Annotated in this window: 21 protein-coding genes; 19 read left to right on the forward strand and 2 right to left on the reverse strand. The window is 47.8% G+C overall.

Features of this window, described 5'->3' with window-relative positions:
* Window positions 1-20: 20 nt before the first annotated feature.
* The 11 genes from dxr to I2H87_RS08585 all read left to right on the forward strand — a co-directional run bounded on the left by dxr (window position 21) and on the right by I2H87_RS08585 (window position 10,968).
* Window positions 21-1,184, forward strand: coding sequence for a 1-deoxy-D-xylulose-5-phosphate reductoisomerase (gene dxr, locus I2H87_RS08535; RefSeq protein ID WP_009268599.1), 1,164 nt, complete (start codon window positions 21-23; stop codon window positions 1,182-1,184).
* Window positions 1,185-1,198: 14 nt separating this feature from the next.
* Window positions 1,199-2,236, forward strand: coding sequence for an RIP metalloprotease RseP (gene rseP / locus I2H87_RS08540; protein ID WP_009268598.1), 1,038 nt, complete (start codon window positions 1,199-1,201; stop codon window positions 2,234-2,236).
* A gap of 87 nt (window positions 2,237-2,323) precedes the next feature.
* Complete coding sequence (locus I2H87_RS08545) at window positions 2,324-3,592, forward strand: peptidoglycan-binding protein (protein ID WP_390566136.1); 1,269 nt, start codon at window positions 2,324-2,326, stop codon at window positions 3,590-3,592.
* A 207-nt stretch (window positions 3,593-3,799) separates the two neighbouring features.
* Window positions 3,800-4,549, forward strand: coding sequence for an ABC transporter ATP-binding protein (locus tag I2H87_RS08550; protein ID WP_009268596.1), 750 nt, complete (start codon window positions 3,800-3,802; stop codon window positions 4,547-4,549).
* Entirely contained in the window at window positions 4,536-5,456 is a 921-nt protein-coding gene (locus I2H87_RS08555; RefSeq protein ID WP_009268595.1) for a SufB/SufD family protein, read from the forward strand. Before I2H87_RS08550 ends, I2H87_RS08555 begins: the two co-directional genes overlap by 14 nt.
* Window positions 5,457-5,604: 148 nt before the next feature.
* On the forward strand, window positions 5,605-6,645 hold the full coding sequence (locus tag I2H87_RS08560) for a threonine aldolase family protein (protein ID WP_195609717.1): 1,041 nt from the start codon (window positions 5,605-5,607) through the stop codon (window positions 6,643-6,645).
* Window positions 6,646-6,649: 4 nt separating this feature from the next.
* Window positions 6,650-7,315 (forward strand): HAD family hydrolase, encoded by a 666-nt coding sequence (locus I2H87_RS08565; protein WP_117551524.1) that lies wholly within the window; start codon window positions 6,650-6,652, stop codon window positions 7,313-7,315.
* A complete protein-coding gene (locus I2H87_RS08570) occupies window positions 7,312-8,181 on the forward strand; it encodes a DMT family transporter (RefSeq protein WP_009268592.1) in 870 nt (289 codons plus the stop codon). The genes I2H87_RS08565 and I2H87_RS08570 overlap by 4 nt, the downstream gene beginning before the upstream one ends.
* A gap of 62 nt (window positions 8,182-8,243) precedes the next feature.
* Window positions 8,244-8,933, forward strand: coding sequence for a tRNA (N6-threonylcarbamoyladenosine(37)-N6)-methyltransferase TrmO (gene tsaA / locus I2H87_RS08575; RefSeq protein ID WP_117551525.1), 690 nt, complete (start codon window positions 8,244-8,246; stop codon window positions 8,931-8,933).
* A 60-nt stretch (window positions 8,934-8,993) separates the two neighbouring features.
* A complete protein-coding gene (locus I2H87_RS08580) occupies window positions 8,994-10,253 on the forward strand; it encodes a [Fe-Fe] hydrogenase large subunit C-terminal domain-containing protein (RefSeq protein ID WP_195609718.1) in 1,260 nt (419 codons plus the stop codon).
* Window positions 10,254-10,335: 82 nt separating this feature from the next.
* On the forward strand, window positions 10,336-10,968 hold the full coding sequence (locus I2H87_RS08585; protein ID WP_009268588.1) for a cytidylate kinase-like family protein: 633 nt from the start codon (window positions 10,336-10,338) through the stop codon (window positions 10,966-10,968).
* Window positions 10,969-11,173: 205 nt separating this feature from the next.
* Here the strand turns inward: I2H87_RS08585 and I2H87_RS08590 are convergent, their stop codons facing one another.
* Together I2H87_RS08590 and I2H87_RS08595 are read right to left on the reverse strand one after the other, a co-directional pair.
* Window positions 11,174-12,091, reverse strand: a complete 918-nt coding sequence (locus I2H87_RS08590) for an AEC family transporter (RefSeq protein ID WP_022152621.1) — start codon at window positions 12,089-12,091, stop codon at window positions 11,174-11,176.
* Between the two features lie 12 nt (window positions 12,092-12,103).
* Entirely contained in the window at window positions 12,104-12,745 is a 642-nt protein-coding gene (locus tag I2H87_RS08595; protein WP_022152622.1) for a PduL/EutD family phosphate acyltransferase, read from the reverse strand.
* A gap of 235 nt (window positions 12,746-12,980) precedes the next feature.
* Here I2H87_RS08595 and spoVT point away from each other — a divergent pair, with 235 nt between their 5' ends.
* The 8 genes from spoVT (at window position 12,981) to I2H87_RS08635 (ending at window position 22,938) form a co-directional block, all read left to right on the forward strand.
* Entirely contained in the window at window positions 12,981-13,526 is a 546-nt protein-coding gene (gene spoVT, locus I2H87_RS08600) for a stage V sporulation protein T (protein ID WP_195609719.1), read from the forward strand.
* A 107-nt stretch (window positions 13,527-13,633) separates the two neighbouring features.
* The gene (locus I2H87_RS08605) at window positions 13,634-14,020 is read left to right on the forward strand and encodes a TIGR04086 family membrane protein (protein WP_009268584.1); all 387 of its coding nucleotides are present in this window, start codon (window positions 13,634-13,636) and stop codon (window positions 14,018-14,020) included.
* A gap of 111 nt (window positions 14,021-14,131) precedes the next feature.
* A complete protein-coding gene (scfA, locus tag I2H87_RS08610; protein ID WP_005612689.1) occupies window positions 14,132-14,275 on the forward strand; it encodes a six-cysteine ranthipeptide SCIFF in 144 nt (47 codons plus the stop codon).
* Between the two features lie 175 nt (window positions 14,276-14,450).
* Complete coding sequence (gene scfB, locus I2H87_RS08615) at window positions 14,451-15,881, forward strand: thioether cross-link-forming SCIFF peptide maturase (RefSeq protein ID WP_195609720.1); 1,431 nt, start codon at window positions 14,451-14,453, stop codon at window positions 15,879-15,881.
* Window positions 15,868-18,129, forward strand: a complete 2,262-nt coding sequence (gene secD, locus I2H87_RS08620; RefSeq protein WP_195609721.1) for a protein translocase subunit SecD — start codon at window positions 15,868-15,870, stop codon at window positions 18,127-18,129. The genes scfB and secD overlap by 14 nt, the downstream gene beginning before the upstream one ends.
* Window positions 18,130-18,204: 75 nt before the next feature.
* The gene (gene recJ, locus I2H87_RS08625; protein ID WP_195609722.1) at window positions 18,205-19,920 is read left to right on the forward strand and encodes a single-stranded-DNA-specific exonuclease RecJ; all 1,716 of its coding nucleotides are present in this window, start codon (window positions 18,205-18,207) and stop codon (window positions 19,918-19,920) included.
* 71 nt (window positions 19,921-19,991) lie between these two features.
* Window positions 19,992-22,295: a RelA/SpoT family protein gene (locus I2H87_RS08630; RefSeq protein WP_195609723.1), complete on the forward strand. Its 2,304-nt coding sequence runs from the start codon at window positions 19,992-19,994 to the stop codon at window positions 22,293-22,295.
* A gap of 22 nt (window positions 22,296-22,317) precedes the next feature.
* Entirely contained in the window at window positions 22,318-22,938 is a 621-nt protein-coding gene (locus I2H87_RS08635; RefSeq protein ID WP_195609724.1) for an MBL fold metallo-hydrolase, read from the forward strand.
* Window positions 22,939-22,941 lie beyond the last annotated feature (3 nt).

A 22,941-nucleotide genomic window follows, 5' to 3' on the forward strand; every position in this document is an offset into this window, starting at 1 on the left:
TGGAAAGCGATGTGGGCAGAATGAAAAAGATAGCAATTTTAGGATCTACCGGTTCCATTGGCACACAGACATTGGAAGTGGTACGGGAAAATGGAGATATTGAAGTTACGGCGGCGGCAGCGGGAAACAATATCGCGCTTTTAGAAGAGCAGATCCGGGAATTTCATATTCCGCTTGCGGCGGTCTGGTCGGAAGAAAAAGCGGCAGAGTTAAAAAGCCGGGTAAAAGACCTGGATGTCCGGATCGTATCCGGGATGGATGGTCTTTTGGAAGTGGCAGCCGCCCCGGAGAGTGAGATCCTCGTGACGGCGATCGTGGGAATGATCGGGATCCGTCCGACGATCGAGGCGATCAAGGCGCGGAAAGATATTGCGCTTGCAAACAAAGAAACACTTGTGACAGCCGGACATCTGATCATGCCTCTGGCAAAAGAATACGGCGTGTCGATCCTGCCGGTGGACAGCGAGCACAGCGCGATCTTTCAGTCATTGCAGGGCGGACAGAGAGGGGCGCTTCACAAGATTCTTCTGACAGCGTCCGGCGGACCGTTCCGGGGAAAGAAACGGGAAGAACTGACAAAGATCCAAGTAGAAGATGCATTGAAGCATCCGAACTGGGAGATGGGACGTAAGATTACGATCGATTCCTCGACAATGATCAATAAGGGACTGGAAGTGATCGAAGCAAAATGGCTGTTTGATGTGAGCGTGGATCAGGTACAGGTTGTCGTGCAGCCGCAGAGTATCATTCATTCCATGGTGGAATATGAAGACGGCGCAGTGATCGCACAGCTCGGAACGCCGGATATGAAACTGCCGATCCAGTATGCGCTGTATTATCCGGAGCGAAGATATCTGCCGGGAGACCGTCTGGATTTTGAGACACTGACGCAGATCACATTTGAAAAGCCGGATATGGATACATTTTACGGGTTGAAACTGGCATATGAAGCCGGACGGACCGGCGGATCGCTTCCGACCGTCTTAAATGCGGCAAACGAAAAAGCAGTGGCATTGTTTTTAGACCGGAAGATCGGCTATCTGCAGATTCCGGAGCTGATCGAAGAATGTATGCGTCGGCATCGGGTGATCGAGACTCCGACGGTGGAACAGATTCTGGAGACGGAAGCGGAAGTTTACGCGTATATAGACGGAAAGGAACAGATCCGGGGGGATCATAATTAAAAGGTGGTAGATGCATGGGTATTGTATTGGCAATTTTGCTGTTTAGCTTGATCATTATCATTCATGAGCTTGGACATTTTTCACTGGCGAAAGCAAACAAGATCCGCGTGGATGAATTTTCACTTGGCTTGGGACCGACGTTGTTCGGAAAAGTGATCGGCGGGACGAAGTTTTCGTTGAAACTGCTGCCGTTCGGCGGGGCATGTATGATGGGGGAAGACGATGCCGACGATATGTCGGAGGGAAGCTTCAACAGTAAATCGGTCTGGGCGAGAATGTCAGTGATCGTTGCGGGACCGCTGTTTAACCTGATCCTCGGATGGCTGCTCTGCATGATCATGGTCGGGTGGATCGGATATGCGGCTCCGGTCATAACCGAGGTAAGAGACGGATATGCGGCAAAGGAACAGGGAATCCAAAGCGGGGACGTGATCACGGAAGTGAACGGAGAAAAGGTTCATCTCTGGGATGAGGTCAGTCTTCATAATCTGACAAATCAGAAAGGTGAGGCGACGGAAATCACTTATCTGCGGGACGGAAAAGAAACAACGGTTACACTGACACCGCGGCAGCTGGATGGGGATCCTTATCCGATGCTCGGATTTAACGGACCGTCAGAGCGGACGCAGACCGGGATCATCGGCGCGGTGAAGTATGGTGCGTATACGTTAAAATATTGGGTGGATTACACATTTGAATGTCTCAAAATGCTTGTGACCGGTCAGGTCGGAATCCAGCAGATGTCCGGACCGGTGGGGATCGTCACTGTGGTGGATGATGCATATAAGAATTCACTGCCGGGCGGGATCGAAGTGGTGATTTTAAACCTGATGAATATCTGTATCCTCATAACGGCGAACTTAGGGATCATGAACCTGCTTCCGATACCGGCGCTGGACGGCGGAAGACTTGCATTTCTGATCGTGGAAGCGGTGAGAGGAAAACGGGTCCCGCCGGAAAAAGAGGGGATGGTACATTTTGCGGGATTTGCCCTGCTGATGGTATTGATGGTTGTTGTGATGTATAACGATATTGTGCGGATCTTTTCATGATCCGCACTTTTTTTCTGTTTTCACATACAATAAAGGAAAAGATTTCTCAGAGGATCATGATAGATGAGAAGAAATATACTGCGGGCAATGCAGACGGAAAGCGAGATGCCGACGGGAGAGAATGCGGTAGATAAAGGAAAGCTGAAAATTTCCGTTACATCAGAGATCACGGCTTATCCGGTGGAGGATGCACTGATCTCGATTTCTTATACCGGTGTGCCGGAGAATACGCTGGAGGAAGTGAGAACAGACCGATCCGGAATGACAGAATCAGTGGAACTTTCGACGCCGCCGTTGGAATATAGTCTGGATCCGGAAAATGTGATTCAGCCATATTCGGAGTACACGCTGAATATCAGCGCGCCCGGATTTGAACCGGTCAGCATCGCGGGAACAGAACTGCTGCCGGAAGTGACGGCTCTGCAGAATATCCGGCTGCGTCCGGTCGTTCCGGAGACACAGGAACAGGTCTTTGTGATTCCGGCACATACGCTCTACGGCGAATATCCGCCGAAGATCGCGGAGGATGAGATCAAGCCGATGAACGAATCCGGGGAGATCGTACTGAGCCGGGTCGTGATCCCGGAATATATCGTGGTACATGACGGCTCGCCGCGGGATTCGACAGCGCAGAATTATTATGTGAAATATAAAGATTACATCAAAAATGTGGCGTCCAGCGAGATTTACGCAACATGGTCGAAAGATGCGATCCGGGCAAATGTGCTGGCGATCATGTCATTTACGCTGAACCGGGTCTATACGGAGTGGTATCGGAACAAAGGGTATGATTTCACCATAACATCATCCACCGCATTTGACCATAAGTGGATTCCGGAGCGGAACATTTATGATACGATCTCGGAAGTGGTAGATGAACTTTACGGAAATTATCTCTCACGTCCGAATGTGAGGCAGCCGATCCTGACCCAGTACTGTGACGGCAGCCGTGTCCAGTGTCCGGGATGGATGACGCAATGGGGGGCGAAGAGCCTCGGCGATCAGGGATATTCGGCGATCGAGATCTTGCGATATTTTTACGGGGACAATATGTACATCAACACTGCGCCGGAAATCTCGGGGATTCCGTCTTCGTGGCCGGGATATACACTGGAAAATGGTTCCAGCGGTCAGAAAGTGCTTCAGATGCAGGAACAGCTCAATGTGATCGCTGGAGCTTACCCGGCGATCCCGAAAATCCAGGCGGACGGAATTTACGGACCGGCGACGGCGGAGGCAGTCCGGACATTTCAGGAGGTGTTCGGACTGCCGCAGACAGGGACGGTTGATTTCCGGACGTGGTATAAAATATCGGAGATCTATGTCGGGGTGTCGCGGATCGCGGAGCTGGTATAAGAATAGGAGAAGAAAAAGTGGATAGGAGAGAAAAATCTTCTCTGACGGTTGACAAAATCCGGCTCTGGTATTACAGTTTTATATAGTATGGTTGGCGGACAGGGGACAATACGATGTGTTGTCCCCTGTATACTGTTGCCGCGGCCATTGTACAATGACGGCATGAAAACCGGACGGTCTGATGCCGGGAAAAGGAAGGAACGAATGATGTTAGAGGTTGAACATTTATCATATGACATCCACGAAGAGGGACGGCAGTCGGAGATTCTTTCGGATATCAGCTTTTCGGTTGAAGATGGAGAGATGCTTGTCATCACCGGACCGAACGGCGGCGGAAAATCGACACTCGCCAAACTTCTGATGGGAATTTATACGCAGACAGGCGGAACGATCAAGCTGGACGGAAAAGATATTACCGGATTTTCGATCGACGAGCGCGCCAAAGCGGGGATGGGATTTGCATTCCAGCAACCGCCGCGTTTTAAAGGAATGACAGTCAGACGGCTTCTGCATCTGGCGGCCGGTCGGACGCTTTCGGAGGACGAGTGCTGTAATCTTTTAAGCAGCGTCGGACTTTGTGCGAGAGAATATATCGACCGTGAAGCGGATGCGACACTTTCCGGCGGAGAGATGAAACGGATCGAGATCGCAACCGTATTGGCTGCACATCATGCGATCTGTATTTTTGACGAGCCGGAGGCAGGGATCGATCTTTGGAGTTTTTCGATGCTTGTAAAGAGATTTGAGCAGATCCATAAGGAAAAGAAAGAGAGTCTGATTCTGATCTCCCATCAGGAGAGGATCATTCGGATGGCGGATCGGATCATGGTGATCTCAGACGGACAGATCGAATCGATCGGAAAAGCAGAAGAGATCATGCCGCAGCTTTTTGGTACGGAAGCGGAAAGCTGTGTATGCAGACAGCAGAAAGGGGGCGATCTTTGTGGAGCTGAATAATGTGACGAATGATGTGCTGAATGTGATCGACTCCTATGGATTTAAACAGGAGGGCGCTTATAATCTGCGGCTGAACGGCATGGCAGTCTGTCATGGAGACAGTCGGCATATCCAGATCGTAAAGAAAGAGGATCAGCCGGGGATCGACATCCATATCAGCGGAGAAGCGAAGAACGAACAGGTACACATTCCGGTCGTGATGACGGAAGCAGGAGTGGACGTCGTATACAATGATTTTTATATCGAGGACGGCGCAGACGTGACGATCGTGGCAGGATGCGGTATCCACGGAGAGGGATGCAGTGAGACGAGACACGACGGAATCCATACGTTTCACGTTGGAAAGAATGCAAATGTAAAATATGTGGAAAATCACTATGCAGACGGAAACGGAACAGGGAAAAAAGTATTGAATCCCGTGACAAAGATTTACGTCGGAGAGGGTTCTGTGTTTACGCTGGAGACAACGCAGATCAAAGGTGTCGATTCTACAAAGCGGGAGAATTATATCGAGCTGGCGGAGAATGCGAAATTAAATGTGACAGAGAAGCTTATGACTCATGAAGCACAGAGCGCCGTTTCTAATATGGATGTCGTGCTGAAAGGTGAGAATAGTTCTGCGCGTATTATTTCCCGTTCGGTCGCAAAAGGAACGTCTGTGCAGGTATTTCACCCGAGAGCGATCGGTGAGAATCCGTGTCATGCGCATGTACAGTGTGATTCGATCATCATGGATCAGGCAGAGATCAGTTCCATTCCGGAGATCAACGCGAAGCATGTAGATGCCCAGATCGTGCATGAAGCGGCAATCGGACGGATCAATGACGAACAGCTGATCAAGCTGCGGACGTTTGGGCTTTCCGAGGAGGAAGCAGAGTCTGTGATCATAGAGAATTTCCTGAAATAAATGTATGATATTCAAGAATCCCCTTGTTTGGACCGGAAAAGCGATCCGGCGGACAAGGGGAATTTTTGAAAGACAGTGGATACCAAAAGCGAACACTTTTAATACTGGTTTAAAAGTGTTCGCTTTGGACAGATAAGGAGTGAGAAAAATGTTGTCATTTGAAAGTGATTATACAAAAGGCGCACATGTGCGGATCTTAGAACGGCTTCTTGCCGCCAATGGAGAAACGATGCCCGGATATGGAAGTGATCTTTATTGTGAACAGGCAAAAGAAAAGATAAGAACAGCTTGTGCATGTCCGGAGGCAGAGATTTATTTTCTTGTCGGCGGTACCCAGACGAATGCTGCGGTGATCGGCACAATGCTTCCGGCATATGCCGGAGTGATCGCAGCACAGAGCGGTCATGTAAATACACACGAAGCGGGAGCGATCGAGTGCACCGGACACAAGGTGCTGACTTGCCCGTCTCATAACGGCAAATTGGATCCGGGGGAAGTACGGGCCTATGCAGAACAGTTCTATGCAGATCAGAACCGGGAGCATATGGTGTATCCGGGGATGGTCTATATTTCCCATCCGACAGAATACGGTACATTGTATACAAAATCGGAATTGGAAGAACTCTCGGAGATCTGCCGCGAGTACGATATGGTCTTATATGCGGACGGAGCACGGCTTGGCTATGGATTGGCAGCGAAGCAGACGGATGTGACGCTTCCGGTATTGGCGAAACTCTGCGACGTTTTTTATATCGGCGGAACAAAGGTGGGCGCGATGTTCGGAGAGGCGGTTGTATTTACAAAAAGAAATGCGCCGAGACACTTTCTGACGCTGGTCAAACAGAAGGGCGCGCTTCTGGCGAAAGGGTGGCTGTTAGGTCTGCAGTTTGATACGTTGTTTACCGATGAGCTTTATTGGAAGATCAGCCGCCGTGCGATCGAAACGGCAGAGTTGTTAAAAGAAGTCCTGCGGGAAAATGAACTGCCGTTCTATCTGGAATCACCGACTAACCAGCAGTTTGTTGTATTGGAAAATGAACAGATGGAGGCGCTGAAACCACATGTGGCATTTAGTTTTTGGGAGAAATTAGATGAGAAACATACGGTCGTGCGTTTTGCGACGAGCTGGGCGACGACAAAAGAGGAAATCATGGAGCTGGCGGATTTATTGAAAAAAATAAGAGGATAGAGGAATGATAAAGGGAATCATTTTTGATGTGGACGGCACGCTTTTGAATTCGATGCCGGTATGGGAGAACCTTGGGGAACTATATCTTCGGGCACAGGGGAAATCTGCGGAAAAAGGGCTGAGGGATATATTGTATACGATGGGAGTCCGTCAGGGGGCAGCGTATCTGAAGACACAATACGGGCTGGATCAGACGATAGAAGAAGTGATAGAGGGGTTAAATCGGGAGGTGCGGGGATTTTACGAAAAGAAAGTTCCGCTGAAAGAGGGCGTCCGGGAATATTTGGAAAGATTTCGGGAATTATCTCTTCCGATGATGCTTGCGACTTCCGGAGATAAAACGAATGTGAGGGCGGCACTTAGCCGTCTGGGGATTTTAAGCTGGTTTGAGGGAATCCTGACTTGTCTGGAAATGGGAACCGATAAAAATCATCCCGATGTGTTTTTAGCAGCCGCACTGCAGATGGATCTGGATCCGTCGGAAATTCTGGTGTTTGAAGACGCGCTGTATGCGATTCAGACTGCAAAGAGGGCGGGATTTCGAACCGTGGCGGTATACGACAAGGCAAATGACTGTGATCTGGCAAAAATATGGAAACTGGCGGAGATTTATTTGCCGGAATACACGGAATTTGATATATTTTGGAGGAGGATATCAAGACTATCATGAAAAAGAAACAGAAATATATCGGAATCATATACATTATCCTGTCAGCATTTTGCTTTGCGCTGATGTCGATGTTTGTAAGACTTTCCGGAGATCTGCCGGCAATCCAGAAAAGCTTTTTCAGAAATCTGGTGGCGCTTGTATTTGCAGGGATCATTCTTGCAAAAGAAAAGGTATGGTTTTCCGGAAAGAAAGAGAATGTCAAATATCTTCTGGCACGAGCGACAGCAGGAACACTTGGTGTGCTGTGCAATTTTTACGCGGTAGATCATATGATTCTGTCGGATGCGTCGATGCTCAACAAAATGTCTCCGTTTTTTGCGATCATCTTCAGTTATCTGATCCTGAAAGAAAAAGTACGGTTGCCACAGGCGCTGATCGTTGCAGGGGCGTTTCTCGGAAGTCTGTTGATCATCAAACCGACGGTTGGTATCTTTTCCTCTCCGGCGGCACTCGTCGGATTGTTGGGCGGTCTGGGAGCCGGGATCGCTTACACTTATGTGCGCGTACTCGGACAGAAAGGTGAGAAAGGACCGTTTGTCGTCTTTGTATTCTCCGCTTTTTCCTGTATCGTAACCTTGCCGTTTTTGATCTTCGATTATCATCCGATGACAGGGATGCAGCTTTTATATCTGTTGCTTGCGGGCTTGTCGGCAGCAGGCGGACAGTTCAGTATCACAGCGGCATATTTCCACGCACCGGCAAAAGAGATTTCCGTCTATGATTACTCACAGATCATTTTCTCCGCGATCCTTGCGATCGTTGTGTTCGGACAGATGCCGGATCTGTTCAGCTGGATCGGTTATGTGATCATCTGTTCCATGGCAGTGATCATGTTCTTATATAATAAACAGACGGGAAATAGTTGATTTTAAAATAAATAAATATTAAAAGAAATAAAAATAAATCTTTAGAAATGCGAGAAAACAAAATGGAATTTGAACATACGATACGACCGATCGCATATATACAAAATGATTTTAAAGAAAAATTTGGAATCCCACGGCAGAGCGGTCTGGCGGATACGACGGCAAAGATCGTATTTGAGCCAGAATACCGAAGCCGCGAAGCTGTGCGTGGAATGGAAATGTACTCTCATTTCTGGTTGTTATGGCAGTTCTCGGAATCAGTGAGGGGCAGCTGGTCTCCGACAGTACGTCCGCCTAGGCTTGGTGGAAATATACGGATGGGTGTGTTTGCGACACGCTCTCCGTTCCGTCCCAACTCCATCGGGCTTTCCTGCGTCAGGCTGGACCATATAGATCTGGACGGGGAGGATGCTCCGGCTTTGTATGTAAGCGGGGCGGATCTGATGGACGGAACTCCGATCTATGACGTTAAACCGTATCTTCCTTATGTGGACAGCCATCCGGAGGCGTTGGGAGGTTTTACAGAATCCACAAAAGAGTACCGGTTGGAAGTGATCGTTCCGGAACATTTGAGAGCGATGATTTCCGAAACTACTTATCGCGAGCTTTGTGAAGTGTTGGAACAGGACCCGCGTCCATCTTATCAAAAGGATCCTGCCCGGACTTATGGGATGCGGTACGGAAAATGGGAAGTGAAATTCAGAGTAGAAAAAAATAGTCTTTTTGTCTGTGAGATTCGGAGCACGGAATAAGAATCTCTCATTTTGTCAATACTTTTGAAAAAAATGTATCGGCGAAATGAGGGATTTTTTATGGAAAGAAAAAGTTTTGATGAACTGTATCGGGATATTTTGCAGCAGAAAATAGATCTGCGGGAACCGCTTCCGCCGGAATATGATCCGCTCCATCTGGATTGTCTTCTTCATCCGAAAAATTATGCACCGGTTTTTCAAACGACTCAATTTCAAAATTGTGAGGAAGAGATAAAAAGAAAATGCATTCAAAGTTGTTTGTTTGAAGCGATAAAGGAAGAAGAAAATGGAAAAGTTTCTATTGATACAGAAAAATGTACCGGGTGCGGTGGATGCATTCATTCCTGCAAACCGGAAAAATTGCAGGGAAGCCGCGATCTGCTGGCAGTGATGATGGCGCTGTGGAAGAAAAAGGGGGAAGCATATATATTGGCGGCGCCTGCGTTTATGGGGCAGTTCGGAAAAGAGGTCACTCCGGGAAAATTGCGGAGTGCATTTCGGATCCTCGGATTTGACGGGATGGTGGAAGTTGCACTTTTTGCGGACATACTGACGATGAAAGAAGCATTGGAGTTTGACAAGCATGTCAGAAAAGCAGGGGATTTTCAAATGACAAGCTGCTGCTGTCCGATCTGGATCTCTATGTTGAGGAAAGAGAAATGGATGGATCATGTACCGGGCGCGGTTTCTCCGATGATCGCTGCCGGTCGTGTCGTGAAGCGGCTGCATCCGGAAGCTCTGACTGTCTTTATAGGTCCGTGTCTGGCGAAAAAGGCGGAGGCAAGAGAAGCAGATGTTGCTGATGCGGTGGATTATGTGCTGACATTTCAGGAAGTGAACGACCTGTTTGAAGCGGCAAAGATCGATCCGAAAACACTTCCCGAAAGGGGACGCGACCATTCTTCAAGAGCAGGAAGAATCTATGCGAGGACGGGCGGGGTGAGTGAAGCAGTTACCAAAACGGTACGTCAGTTGAGAAGCGATGGGAAAAGCATTCAGGTGAAAGCGGAGCAGGCAGACGGTGTTTCCGACTGCAGAAAACTTCTCGAACGATTCCGAAAGGGAGATTCCGATGCGAACTTTCTTGAGGGCATGGGATGTAAAGGAGGATGTGTGGGCGGACCGAAAGCGATGCTTTCGGCAAAGCAGGGGACAGAGTATGTGAATGAGTATGGAAATGCGGCAAAGGTGAAGACGCCGCTTGAGAATCCATATGTGATGCAGTTGATGAAAGAATTGGGATTTGATACCGTTGAAGCGCTTTTGGAAGACGAAACGCTCTTTACGAGAAATTTCGGGAAAGAATTTTCCGATAATTAGAAGAAAACCCTTTTTGTTTTCTGTAAAATACGGTATAATCGGTATATAAAAACGGATCCATAGATTGAGAGGAGTGATTTGGATGACAGAAAACATTATTATCACGATCGGGCGACAGTTTGGAAGCGGCGGACATGAGATCGGAAACCGTCTTGCAGAGCGGCTTTCCATTCCGCTCTATGATCACAATCTGATTCGGATGGCGGCAAAAGAACTTAAGATTACTCCGGAAGAAGCAGAGAAAGTGGATGAATCTATTTTGGGCAGATATATGTCCTCCGCGATTCTCGGATCCGGAGACTATCTGATGTTTATGAATGAATCAGAATTTGAAGAGCCGCTGAGTGACAAAGTCTATGTAATGCAGACACAGATCATCCAAAAACTGGCAAACAGAAGCTCCTGCATTTTTGTGGGAAGATGTGCGGATTATGTGCTGGGAGATTATTCAAACTGCATCAATGCATTTGTATATGCATATAAAGAAGACCGGATCCGTCGGATCATGAAACTGTACGATCTGACGGAACGGCAGGCTTGGGATAAGATCAAGAAGATAGATAAGACGAGAAAAGCATATTATGAAGAACATACGGATCGGGATTGGGGAAGTATTGAAGCGCATCAGATGTTGTTTAATGCAAGTCTGATGGGGATCGATGGCGTGGTAGATGCCCTGGAGGGCATTTACAGGAAATGGAACGAAAGAGAATAGAAAAATGGCTGGGAATGATTTCCCGGTCATTTTTGTATAGGCAACGAGCCAAAGTCCGGGCTTGCCCGAGACCTTGGCGACTGCTTACAATCCCGGAATGTGCCTTTTGGCACTTCCGGTGATTGATAAGAAACGATATTGGAAGCGTGAGCTTTGTGATAAATTGTTTTGTGTTTTGTACTGCAGCGATTCTGTAACGGTAAATTCAGAAGAAAAATCCTGCCAGAAATGTCATGAATGGGATCGTGGCAATAGAACAAACCGTTGTAAACGCAAAAATTTCGGAAGCGTATTGATAGTTTTTGTTAAACTGGATCGCCATCATCGTCAAAGTTGCGCCGGTCGGGCATGCCGCTGCGATCAGCGTTGTATATGCGATATCGTGTTCGGTCCGGAACGCAGCCAAAAGCAGAAGAACCGCAAATGGAATGAGGATCAGCTTTAAAATCGTGGTCCAGTAAACATGCAGTTTGGTAAAAATCTTTTTCGGATCGGTCTGTGCGACAGATACTCCTGCGATGATCATAGCCAGAGGCGTATTCATATCGGCAATGTAGTTCATCGAATCCAGCAGGACAGAGGGAAGCTGGATCCGGGCAAAATAGAGTACAACTGCGATCACGACACCGATCATCATGGGCGAGAGTAGTCCCTGACGCAGACGTCTGAAAGAAAAACTCCCATTGAGCAGAATCAGGCTGTGTGTCCATGTGAGGATATTAAAAACAGTCATATAAGCGGTTAAATAAAAGACGCCGTCGCTTCCCAATACACTGTTGATCAAAGGGATTCCGATAAATCCGCAGTTGGAATAGACTGCGGCGATCCGTTCGATCGCATATTCCGGATTTTTGCCGGCAGGGATCAGAAAATGTGCCATGAGGATCCCGAGGATATGGGCTGCAGCCGCAGCTGCAAACGAGATCATAAGTCCGCGGATCAGAGCCGGGTCATAAGGTGTCTGGTAAACGGTAATGATCAGGCAGGGATTGACAACCATCAAAAGAAGATTAGACAGCGTCCGGTTTCCCTCCTGAGTGATCAATCCGATTTTATAACAAAAATAGGCAAGAAGCATGATGAAAAGCATTTTGAGCAGTTGGTTAAAGATTAAAGTAAACATAAACAGAAACTCCTATCGATGGATTCCCTCCTGGATCTCGTCTGCCCAGGTCTGGAGATTGTAAGTATGTCCGTCAAAGAGCTTTAGTATGACGCCGGTCGGATGGTCATCGTTTGCAAATGCGTTTGCTTCATCCGTATCTACATGCATGGCAAGTGAAAAAGACGGACTGACACGGACAACTACATCGGAAAAGATCAGTGAACGTTCATAACTGGTTGTGATGACAAATACAATGTCATTGTCTTTGACATGAGCACGCAGAGCGTCAATGGGTGTCATATGGATATGCCGTTTGGCAACGATCACACCTCTCTCCAGTGTAATCGTTCCGTATGGACCGATCAGCGTACAGCCGGGCGTTCCCTCCAGATCACCGGACTGACGGATCACGCTCGGAATACCGAGTCTTCTTGTGTCAGTTACGGAAATTTCAACCTGTGTCTCTTTTCGGTATGGACCCAGCACAACTACTTTTTCCAATTGCCCTTTTGGACCGACAACACGAAGTCGTTCTTTACAGGCATATTGTCCGGGCTGACTCAATTCTTTCACATAGGTCATGTGAGAGCCTGTGCCAAAAAGTATCTCAAAATCTTCTTTTGAAAGGTGAATGTGCCTTGCAGATGTTTCAATAGGGATTTTTAAACTCATCCGACCATACCTCGTTTCCATGAACATATCGCTTTTTACATCAAAATATAAAAATATTTTAACAGACCGCACTCGGTTTTTCAATGTTGGAAATGATTTGTTGTCTGCCACATTGATTTTTTTGTGAACCGACTGATCGCAAAAATAAAAATTCATCGGTAAAGGTATAAAAAACCTCTGCTTACAGATACTATTTCCAGAAATGGAAAAAAGTACAGGAAGCGGAGGTTTTTATATGAAAGCAACAGGAATCGTAAGAAGAATCGATGATCTTGGCCGTGTTGTGATCCCAAAGGAAATCAGACGGACACTGCGGATCCGGGAGGGCGATCCGCTTGAGATCTTCACAGACCGGGAGGGGGAGATCATCCTGAAAAAATATTCTCCGATCGGGGAATTGGGAATGTTTGCTGCACAGTATTGCGAGAGTCTGGCACAGACACTAAATTGTACGGTATGTATAACAGACTGCGATCAAGTGATTGCAGTGAATGGGAATGGAAAAAAGGACTTTAACAATAAAAATATAAGTAAAGAAATGGAAAACTTTCTAAAGAAACGAGAAATGAAGAGCGGTAAGGAAAAGGATTCTTTCTATATTCCTATTGTGCAGGAGGATGAAAACGTGTGTGAAGAGGTGATCTGCCCCATTTTGTGTGAGGGAGATGTGATCGGCAGCGTTATATTATTGAATCGGGAAGCAAAGAAGAAATTTGATGAGTCAGAACAAAAAGCAGCACGATGTGCGGCAGCATTTTTAGGAAAACAGATGGAGCAGTAAAGGGAAGTTCTGATTTCTGTGCATATCCATGTCAATGGAACCATAAACATAATATAGAAGCTGTGGAGATCAGACGATGATCCGAAGAAGAAAAGGGGGGCGTGGATATGGAACAGAATATAAAAAACAAGACAGGATTAGATAAGACGATATTTTGGATGTTGAAATCATTGCTTTGTTCGTACGTGGTTACAGGGATTTTACTGTTGATCCTGGCAGGAATCCTTTATAAGTTTAATTTAGATGAGGCGAAAGTGACGGCGGGGATTTTGATCATCTATGTACTGTCAGCTTTTGCAGGCGGGTTTGTGATCGGAAAGATCACCGGAACAAAGAAATTTTTCTGGGGACTGCTTGTAGGGATTTTTTATGCGGTGCTTCTTGTACTCGTGTCATTTGGACTATATCGGTCGATTCAGGGCAGCGTATCGGAACTGGTGACAACGTTTCTTGTATGTGCCGGCGGGGGAATGGTCGGCGGAATGATTTCGTGATAGATTTCAGTGACAGATTTCGTGAGAAAAAACTCTTTTAAATCATGGCACAGTATGATATAATACAACGAAGTAGAAATACAAGAGTATGAAAAGTAGGAGGAGATCAAGATGAAACACATTAAAACACTGAATACTCAGACATTAAATCATACAGTGAAAAAAGGCGGATGCGGCGAGTGCCAGACATCATGTCAGTCTGCATGCAAGACATCTTGTACCGTAGGAAATCAGACTTGCGAGAACAGAAAATAATCCTTTTGCACGTTGGAAGCGCGGCAGATCTGCCGGCAGGCGCAAAGGGAAATGAATAAGGAAATTAAAAGGGCAGCGACCTCGGCCGCTGCCTTATCCTTGTTTATCTGGAAATATGTAAAAGAAAGACGAACTCAGTAAAGAAACATATTAATTAGAAAGAGAGGTATCTGTTGTGATACATCAGTACCAGAATAATGGATATAACATCGTGCTGGATGTCAACAGTGGTTCGGTTCATGTAGTAGATCCGCTTGCCTATGACATCATCGCATGTTTGGAGAAGCAGAATCCATCCCAGGCGGCGGAATCATTAAAGAAACCGGAGACGTTGGAGATGGTGCTTTCGGAGCTCAAATCTTCCGGAAAAGAAGCGGATGCGGAAGAAGTAAAGGAGATTCTGGAAGCGGTAACGGAGCTGACAGAAGCAGGACAGCTTTTTACGGAAGATATTTATGAAGATTACATAGACGAAGTCAAACAGCGCAAGACGGTTGTGAAAGCACTCTGTCTGCATATTGCCCACGACTGTAATCTGGCGTGTCGCTATTGTTTTGCCGAGGAGGGGGAGTATCACGGAAGACGTGCGCTGATGTCTTATGAAGTCGGAAAGAAAGCGCTTGACTTTCTGATCGCCAATTCCGGAAGCAGACGCAATCTGGAAGTGGATTTCTTCGGTGGAGAACCGCTGATGAACTGGCAGGTTGTCAAAGATCTGGTTGCATATGGAAGAGAACAGGAAAAGCTTCATGATAAGCATTTCCGCTTTACACTGACCACAAACGGTGTACTTTTAAATGATGAAGTACAGGAATTTGTGAATCGTGAGATGGATAACGTTGTTCTGAGCCTGGACGGAAGAAAAGAGGTCAACGACCGGATGCGTCCGTTCCGGAACGGAAAAGGAAGTTATGACCTGATCGTTCCGAAATTCCGGAAACTTGCCGAGAGCCGGAATCAGGAGAAATATTATATCCGCGGAACGTTTACGCGGGAGAATCTGGATTTCTCAAAAGATGTAGAGCATTTTGCGGAATTGGGATTTGAGCAGATTTCCATCGAACCGGTCGTGGGAGAGGATACCGATCCGTATGCGATCCGGGAAAGCGATCTTCCTCAGATATTCTCCGAATACGACAAGCTGGCGAAAATGATGGTGGAACGTGAACGGGAGGGCAGAGGATTTAATTTCTTCCATTTCATGATCGATCTGGAGGGCGGTCCGTGTGTGGCGAAGCGGTTATCCGGCTGTGGTTCCGGTACGGAGTATCTGGCAGTGACTCCATGGGGAGATCTTTATCCATGTCATCAGTTTGTCGGAGATGAGACATTCCTTATGGGAAATGTGGATGATGGCATCGTAAGACCGGAGATCGCTGATGATTTCAGAAGCTGCAGCGTGTACTCCAAAGAAAAATGCAGAAGTTGTTTTGCAAGATTCTACTGCAGCGGCGGATGTATGGCGAATTCTTATAAATTCCACAACACCATCCACGATACGTATGATGTGAGTTGTGAAATGGAACGTAAACGTGTGGAGTGTGCGATCATGATCAAAGCCGCTCTGGCAGATAATGGAAAGGATGAGGAACGTGAAGAAGAGTAAAGGAGTCATCAGCCTGATCTTGATCGCCGTTCTGACCGGTCTGCTTGGGTTTACAACCATTCATGGCTGGGGCAAGGGCGAAACAGGCGCGGCAAAAAATATCAACCTTGGTTTGGATCTGGAGGGTGGAGTCAGCATCACCTATCAGGTAAAAGGCGATACCCCGTCGGAAGAAGATATGGCGGACACGATCTACAAACTGCAGAAACGTGTCGAGGGATACAGTACAGAAGCGACGGTTTATCAGGAGGGCGATGACCGGATCAGTATCGAGATCCCGGGCGTCAGCGATGCGAATGCGATCCTGGATGAACTCGGACGACCGGGAAGTCTGTATTTTATTGCCCAGACAGACAGTGAGGGCAACTTAAATTATAAAAATGAGAAGCAGACGGGAAATCCGGAAGATTATAAACTGACAAAATCGATCGAGGAGCTGCAGAAAGACGGCTCCATCGTGCTGACAGGTACGGATGTGAAAAATGCGGAGGCGGTTGCGAGATCGAATCAGGTCAGCGATGCGGCGGAATATGCCGTGGCTTTGGAGATGAACAAAGACGGCGCGGCTAAGTTTGCCGAGGCGACGAAAAAAGCGCTCGAATCCAAGGAGAGCATCGGTATCTATTACGACGATGCATTTGTAACGGTTCCGAATGTCAACAGTGAGATCAAAGACGGACGTGCGGAGATCAGCGGAGCGATGGACTACACAAAAGCAAATGCGCTGGCAACGACGATCCGAAGCGGAGCGCTGAATCTGGAACTGGAAGAACTCCGTTCCAATGTGGTCGGAGCACAGCTCGGACAGGATGCGATCAAGACCAGCCTGATGGCAGGTGCGATCGGACTGGCGATCGTATTTGTTTTCATGTGTGTTGTATATCTGCTTCCGGGACTTGCTTCCGGACTGGCGCTTTTGATCTATACAGGACTGGTGCTGGTTTCTCTGAATGCGTTTGACATTACGCTGACGCTTCCGGGAATTGCGGGTATCATCCTCGGCATCGGTATGGCGGTGGATGCAAACGTGATTATTTTCGCCCGTGTGGGAGAAGAGCTGGCGGCAGGCAAATCCGTGCGCAGTTCGCTGAATGCCGGATTCAAGAAAGCGATGTCGGCAATTCTGGACGGCAATATCACGACACTGATCGCGGCGGCAGTTCTCTGGCTTCGCGGAAGCGGCACAGTCAAAGGATTTGCGCAGACACTGGCGCTTGGTATCGTCGTATCCATGTTTACGGCGCTTGTGATCACACGGGTGATCATCTACTCATTCTATGCGGTTGGAATCCGGAGTGAAAAATTATACGGACGTCCGAAAAAGGAAAGAAAAGCGATCCATTTCCTCGGAAAGAAGAAACTGTTCTTTGGTGTTTCTGCGGCATTGATCCTGGCGGGATTCGTACTGATGGGAGTCAATTCCGCGCGCGGCGTCGGAGCGCTGAATTACAGTCTGGAGTTTAAAGGCGGTACGGCGACCAATGTGACATTTGCAGAAGAGTATACATTGGAAGAGATTGATGATAAGATCGTGCCGTTGATCGAGGACGTGACCGGCGACAAAAATGTACAGGTTCAAAAAGTAGAGGGAAGCAAGCAGGTTGTCTTTAAGACACAGACATTGGATCTGGAAAAACGAGAAGCGTTTAATAAAGTGATGACAGAGCAGTTCGGCGCTTCCGAAAAAGAGATCACAAGTGAAAATATCAGCTCAACGGTAAGTTCCGAGATGCGTCAGGACGCAGTGGTAGCGGTTGCGATTGCGACAGTCTTTATGCTTTTGTATATCTGGCTGCGATTTAAAGACATCCGCTTTGCGACAAGCGCGGTTGTGGCGCTACTCCATGACGTGCTGATCGTACTTGGATTTTATGTGCTTTCCCGCGTATCTGTCGGAAATACATTTATCGCGTGTATGCTGACGATCGTCGGATATTCGATCAACGCGACGATCGTGATCTTTGATCGGATCCGTGATGAACTGAAAACACAGAAGCGCGGAACCGATCTTCAGGATCTGGTAAACGGATGTATCACCAAGACATTGACAAGGAGTATTTATACCTCTTTGACAACATTTATCATGGTTGCCGTTCTTTATGTGATGGGTGTAAGTTCGATCAAAGAATTTGCACTTCCGTTGATGGTAGGTATCATCTGCGGAGCATACTCTTCCGTATGTATCACAGGTGCACTCTGGTATGTGATGAAAAAAGCGTCCGAGAAAAAGGCGGCAAAGAAAGCATAAGAAAGTTTTTGATTTATTTACGACAACGAAAAGGGCAGGGAATATCCCTGCTCTTTTTCTAAAGGAGGAACGGCGATGGAAAAATGGTTTGTGGCAATGAAAAAAGCCGATTTTCAGTCTATTTCCGAGAAGTACCACATTTCTCCGATCCTGGCACGTCTGATCCGGAATCGGGAGGTCATCGGGGAGGAGGCGATTGATTTTTATCTGAATGGAACGATCGCGGATCTGTATGACGGCATGTTGATGAAAGATATGGACAAGGCAGTGGAAATCCTTTCGGAGAAGATACGGGAGAGGGCGGCGATCCGCATTATCGGGGATTATGATATAGACGGGGTCAATGCAACGTATATTTTACAGGAGGGACTTGCCGGACTCGGCGCCGATGTGGATACGGATATTCCGGACCGGATCAAGGACGGATACGGTCTGAACCGCAATCTGATCGACCGGGCGTTGGAAGACGGTGTCGATACGATCATTACTTGTGACAATGGGATCGCGGCAGGAGAGGAAATTCTTTACGGGAAAGAGCGCGGACTGACTGTGATCGTGACGGATCATCATGAGATTCCGTTTTTGGATGCGGGCGGCGAGAAAGAATATCTGCTTCCGCAGGCGGATGCGGTCGTGGATCCGCACCGTCCGGACTGTGAATATCCGTTTAAAGGGCTTTGCGGGGCGGCAGTGGCATATAAACTGGTGGAAGCGTTATATGAAGTGATGCAGCGCGATGCGGAAGACGTGGACTATCTGATGGAAAATGTGGCGATCGCGACGGTAGGAGATGTAATGGATCTGTGCGGCGAGAACCGGATTTTCGTCAAGCAGGGATTGGAGATGCTGAAACGAACCCGCAACGAGGGTCTGAAAGCGTTGATGGAATGTACGAATGTGCCGGTGGACCGGCTGAATGCGTATCATATCGGATTTGTGATCGGACCTTGTATCAATGCAGGAGGGCGGCTGGATACCGCAAAACGTGCGCTGGAACTGCTCTGTGCGAAAAATCGGAGAGAAGCGGTGATGCTGGCGGAAGACCTGAAAGCATTGAATGACAGCCGGAAAGAGATGACGGAAAAAGGAGTGGAGCAGGCAGTGGAGCAGATCGAATCGACTTCCATGCAGGAAGATCCGGTGCTTGTCGTTTATCTGCCGGATTGTCATGAAAGTATTGCAGGCATCATTGCAGGGCGGCTCCGGGAGCGGTATTACCGCCCGGTATTTGTGCTGACGCGCGCGGAAGACGGAGTGAAAGGCTCCGGGCGATCAATTGAAAGTTACAATATGTTTGAAGAAATGTGTAAGTGCCGCGCGTTGTTTACAAAGTTCGGAGGACATAAGCTGGCGGCAGGTTTGTCTCTTCCGGAAGAAAATGTACCGCGTTTCCGGCAGGTGATCAACAAACTGGCAGATTTGAGCGAGGAAGACCTGATGGAGAAAGTATCGATCGACATGCAGCTTCCGCTTCCGTATATTACGGAAAATCTGGTGGAAGAGCTGGAACTGCTGGAACCTTTTGGAAAAGGCAATACGAAGCCGCTTTTTGCAGAGAAAAATCTCCGGGTGATCCGACCGCGTATCATCGGCAAGAACCGGAATGTATTGAAGTTTCAGGTGGAAGACCGGGGCGGAAACCGCATGGAAGCCGTTTATTTCGGAAATGTGAACACCTGTCTGGAAGAGATGGAAAAAGGCGGTGAGATGTCGTTTACATATTATCCGTCGGTCAATGAATATATGGGGCGTCGGACACTGCAGATCACCGTGGTAAACTACCGGAGATAAAAATGTTTGAAAATTGCGAAAATAATGCTATACTAGAAAAAGCAAATACAGGAAGAAAAGGGGACACTGATATGGCAGGAACACCGGAATATGAATTATTAAATCGGAATTTTGCGATGGTTGACGGGCATGCCGTGAAAGCACCGGAGGATTATCAGGATCCTGAACAGTTATATCAGGCATTGATCGAACGTGTCAGGAAATATCATCCGTCGGCAGATATTTCCCTGATCGAAAAAGCATATAAGACGGCAAATGAGGCACATAACGGACAGGTGCGCAAATCGGGCGAGCCGTATATCATCCATCCGCTCTGGGTGGGGATCATCCTTGCGGATCTGGAGATGGACAAAGAGACGATCGTGGCGGGAATGCTGCATGATGCCGTGGAAGATACCGATATGACCTTGGATGATGTGAGCCGTGAGTTTGGGGAAGAGGTGGCTCTCCTTGTAGACGGTGTGACGAAACTGGGGCAGTTATCTTATTCTCAGGATAAACTGGAGATCCAGGCGGAAAATCTACGCAAGATGTTCCTTGCGATGGCAAAAGACATCCGTGTGATCATCATCAAACTGGCGGACCGTCTGCACAATATGCGGACGCTTGAATTTATGCGTCCGGAAAAGCAGAAAGAAAAAGCAAAAGAGACGATGGACATTTATGCGCCGATCGCCCAGCGGCTCGGTATTTCCAAGATCAAGATCGAGCTGGACGATCTCTCTTTGAAATATTCCCAGCCGGAAGTGTATCAGCAGCTTGTTCACGATCTGAACGAGCGCAAGACGAAGCGGGAAGAATTTGTCCAGCAGATCGTCTCGGAAGTATCGACACATATGAAGAACGCGCATATTCAGGCGAAAGTATATGGAAGAGTGAAGCATTTTTTCAGCATCTACAAGAAAATGGTCAATCAGAATAAAACTCTGGATCAGGTGTACGATCTGTTTGCCGTGCGGATCATTGTGGATTCCGTGAAAGACTGTTATGCGGCGCTTGGTGTGATCCATGAGATGTATACGCCGATCCCGGGACGTTTTAAAGATTATATCGCGATGCCGAAGCCGAATATGTATCAGTCCCTGCACACAACGTTGATGGGACCGTCCGGACAGCCGTTTGAGATCCAGATCCGTACAGAGGAGATGCATAAGACTGCGGAGTACGGTATCGCAGCCCATTGGAAATATAAAGAGGGCGGGGATGCGGCGAAAGTGGTGCAGGCGCAGGAAGAAAAATTAAACTGGCTGCGTCAGATCCTGGAATGGCAGCGGGATATGTCCGACAATCGGGAATTCTTAAGTCTCTTAAAAGGAGATCTGGATCTGTTTGCGGAGGACGTCTACTGTTTTACACCGAACGGAGATGTCAAGAACCTGCCGAATGGTTCGACGCCGGTTGATTTTGCCTATGCGATCCACAGCGCCGTCGGAAATAAGATGGTCGGCGCAAGAGTGAACGGCAAATTGGTCAATATCGATTACAAGATCCAAAACGGTGACCGTATCGAGATATTGACGTCCCAGAATTCGAGAGGACCGAGCCGTGACTGGCTGAATATCGTAAAGAGTACGCAGGCGAAATCCAAGATCAATTCCTGGTTTAAGAAAGAGTTCAAAGAGGAAAATATCATCCGCGGGCGTGAGATGGTGGCGGCATGCTGCCGTGCCAAATCGGTGAACCTTGCCAATGTCATGAAGCCGAAATATCAGCAGATCGTGCAGCAGAAATATGGATTCCGCGACTGGGATTCCGTGCTGGCAGCGATCGGACATGGCGGACTCAAAGAGGGGCAGGTTGTCAACCGGCTTCAGGAAGAGTACGAGAAAGAACACAAGAAAGAAGTGACTGATGAGACGATCCTTGAAAAGCTTTCAGGGAACGGCAATCAGAAAGTCCATATCGGGAAATCCAAGAGTGGGATCATCGTCAAAGGAATCGACGATATGGCGGTGCGTTTTTCAAAATGCTGCTCACCGGTGCCGGGAGATGAGATCGTCGGATTTGTTACGAGAGGGCGCGGTATGTCGATCCATCGGACGGACTGTGTCAATATGCTGCATCTTTCCGCGGCAGAGCGGGAACGTCTCATCGATGCGGAATGGGAGAGCACGGAGGAAAGCGACGGCGGCGGACAGTATCTGGCGGAATTAAAGATTTATTCCGGCGACCGTCAGGGACTTTTGATGGATGTTTCCAAAGTATTTACGGAAGCGAAGATTGATGTGAAATCCATGAACGTGCGGACGAGCAAAAAAGGAACGGCAACATTGGAGATGGGATTTATCGTGCGCGGTCGGGAAGAATTAAACCGGCTGATCGAGAAACTGCGTCAGATCGAGGGCGTGATAGATATCGAAAGAACTGCGGGATAAAAAAGAGGCAGGGAGGAAGAAGATGCGGATTGAACGATTTATAGTGGGGATGGTAGGCACAAATTGTTATGTGGTATCCAATGAGGAGACTTTGGAATGTTTTCTCATTGATCCGGGCGCTTATTCGGACAAGATGATAACATATATCCGGGAGAATGCGCTGAAACCGCGGGCGATCCTGCTGACGCACGGGCATTTTGATCATATCATGGGACTGGACGAAGTTTTAGCGCAATTTTTTGTTCCGGTGTATGTACAGGAAGAGGAAGAGATCCTTTTGAAAGATGCGTCTTACAATGCATCGGTTTCTTACGGACCGGCATATACATTTTCCGGTGCGTCTCATATAAAAGACGGACAGGTTTTGGAGCTTGCAGGGATGAAAATCCGTGTGATCCATACGCCGGGGCATACGATCGGCGGATGCTGTTATTATATAGAATCGGAAAATGTGTTGTTCAGCGGAGATACATTGTTCCATGATTCTGTTGGAAGAACGGATTTTCCGACGGGAAGCCAGAGTCAGCTTGTACGCTCGATCCGGGAGAAACTTCTCGGACTGCCGGAAGAGACGGTCGTCTATCCGGGACATATGAGCGAGACGACGATCGGTCATGAGAAAACATACAATCCGTTTCTTTGATAA

Origin of the sequence: Mediterraneibacter glycyrrhizinilyticus (genome assembly GCF_015560805.1) — a bacterium.
Classification (GTDB): domain Bacteria; phylum Bacillota; class Clostridia; order Lachnospirales; family Lachnospiraceae; genus Schaedlerella; species Schaedlerella glycyrrhizinilytica_A.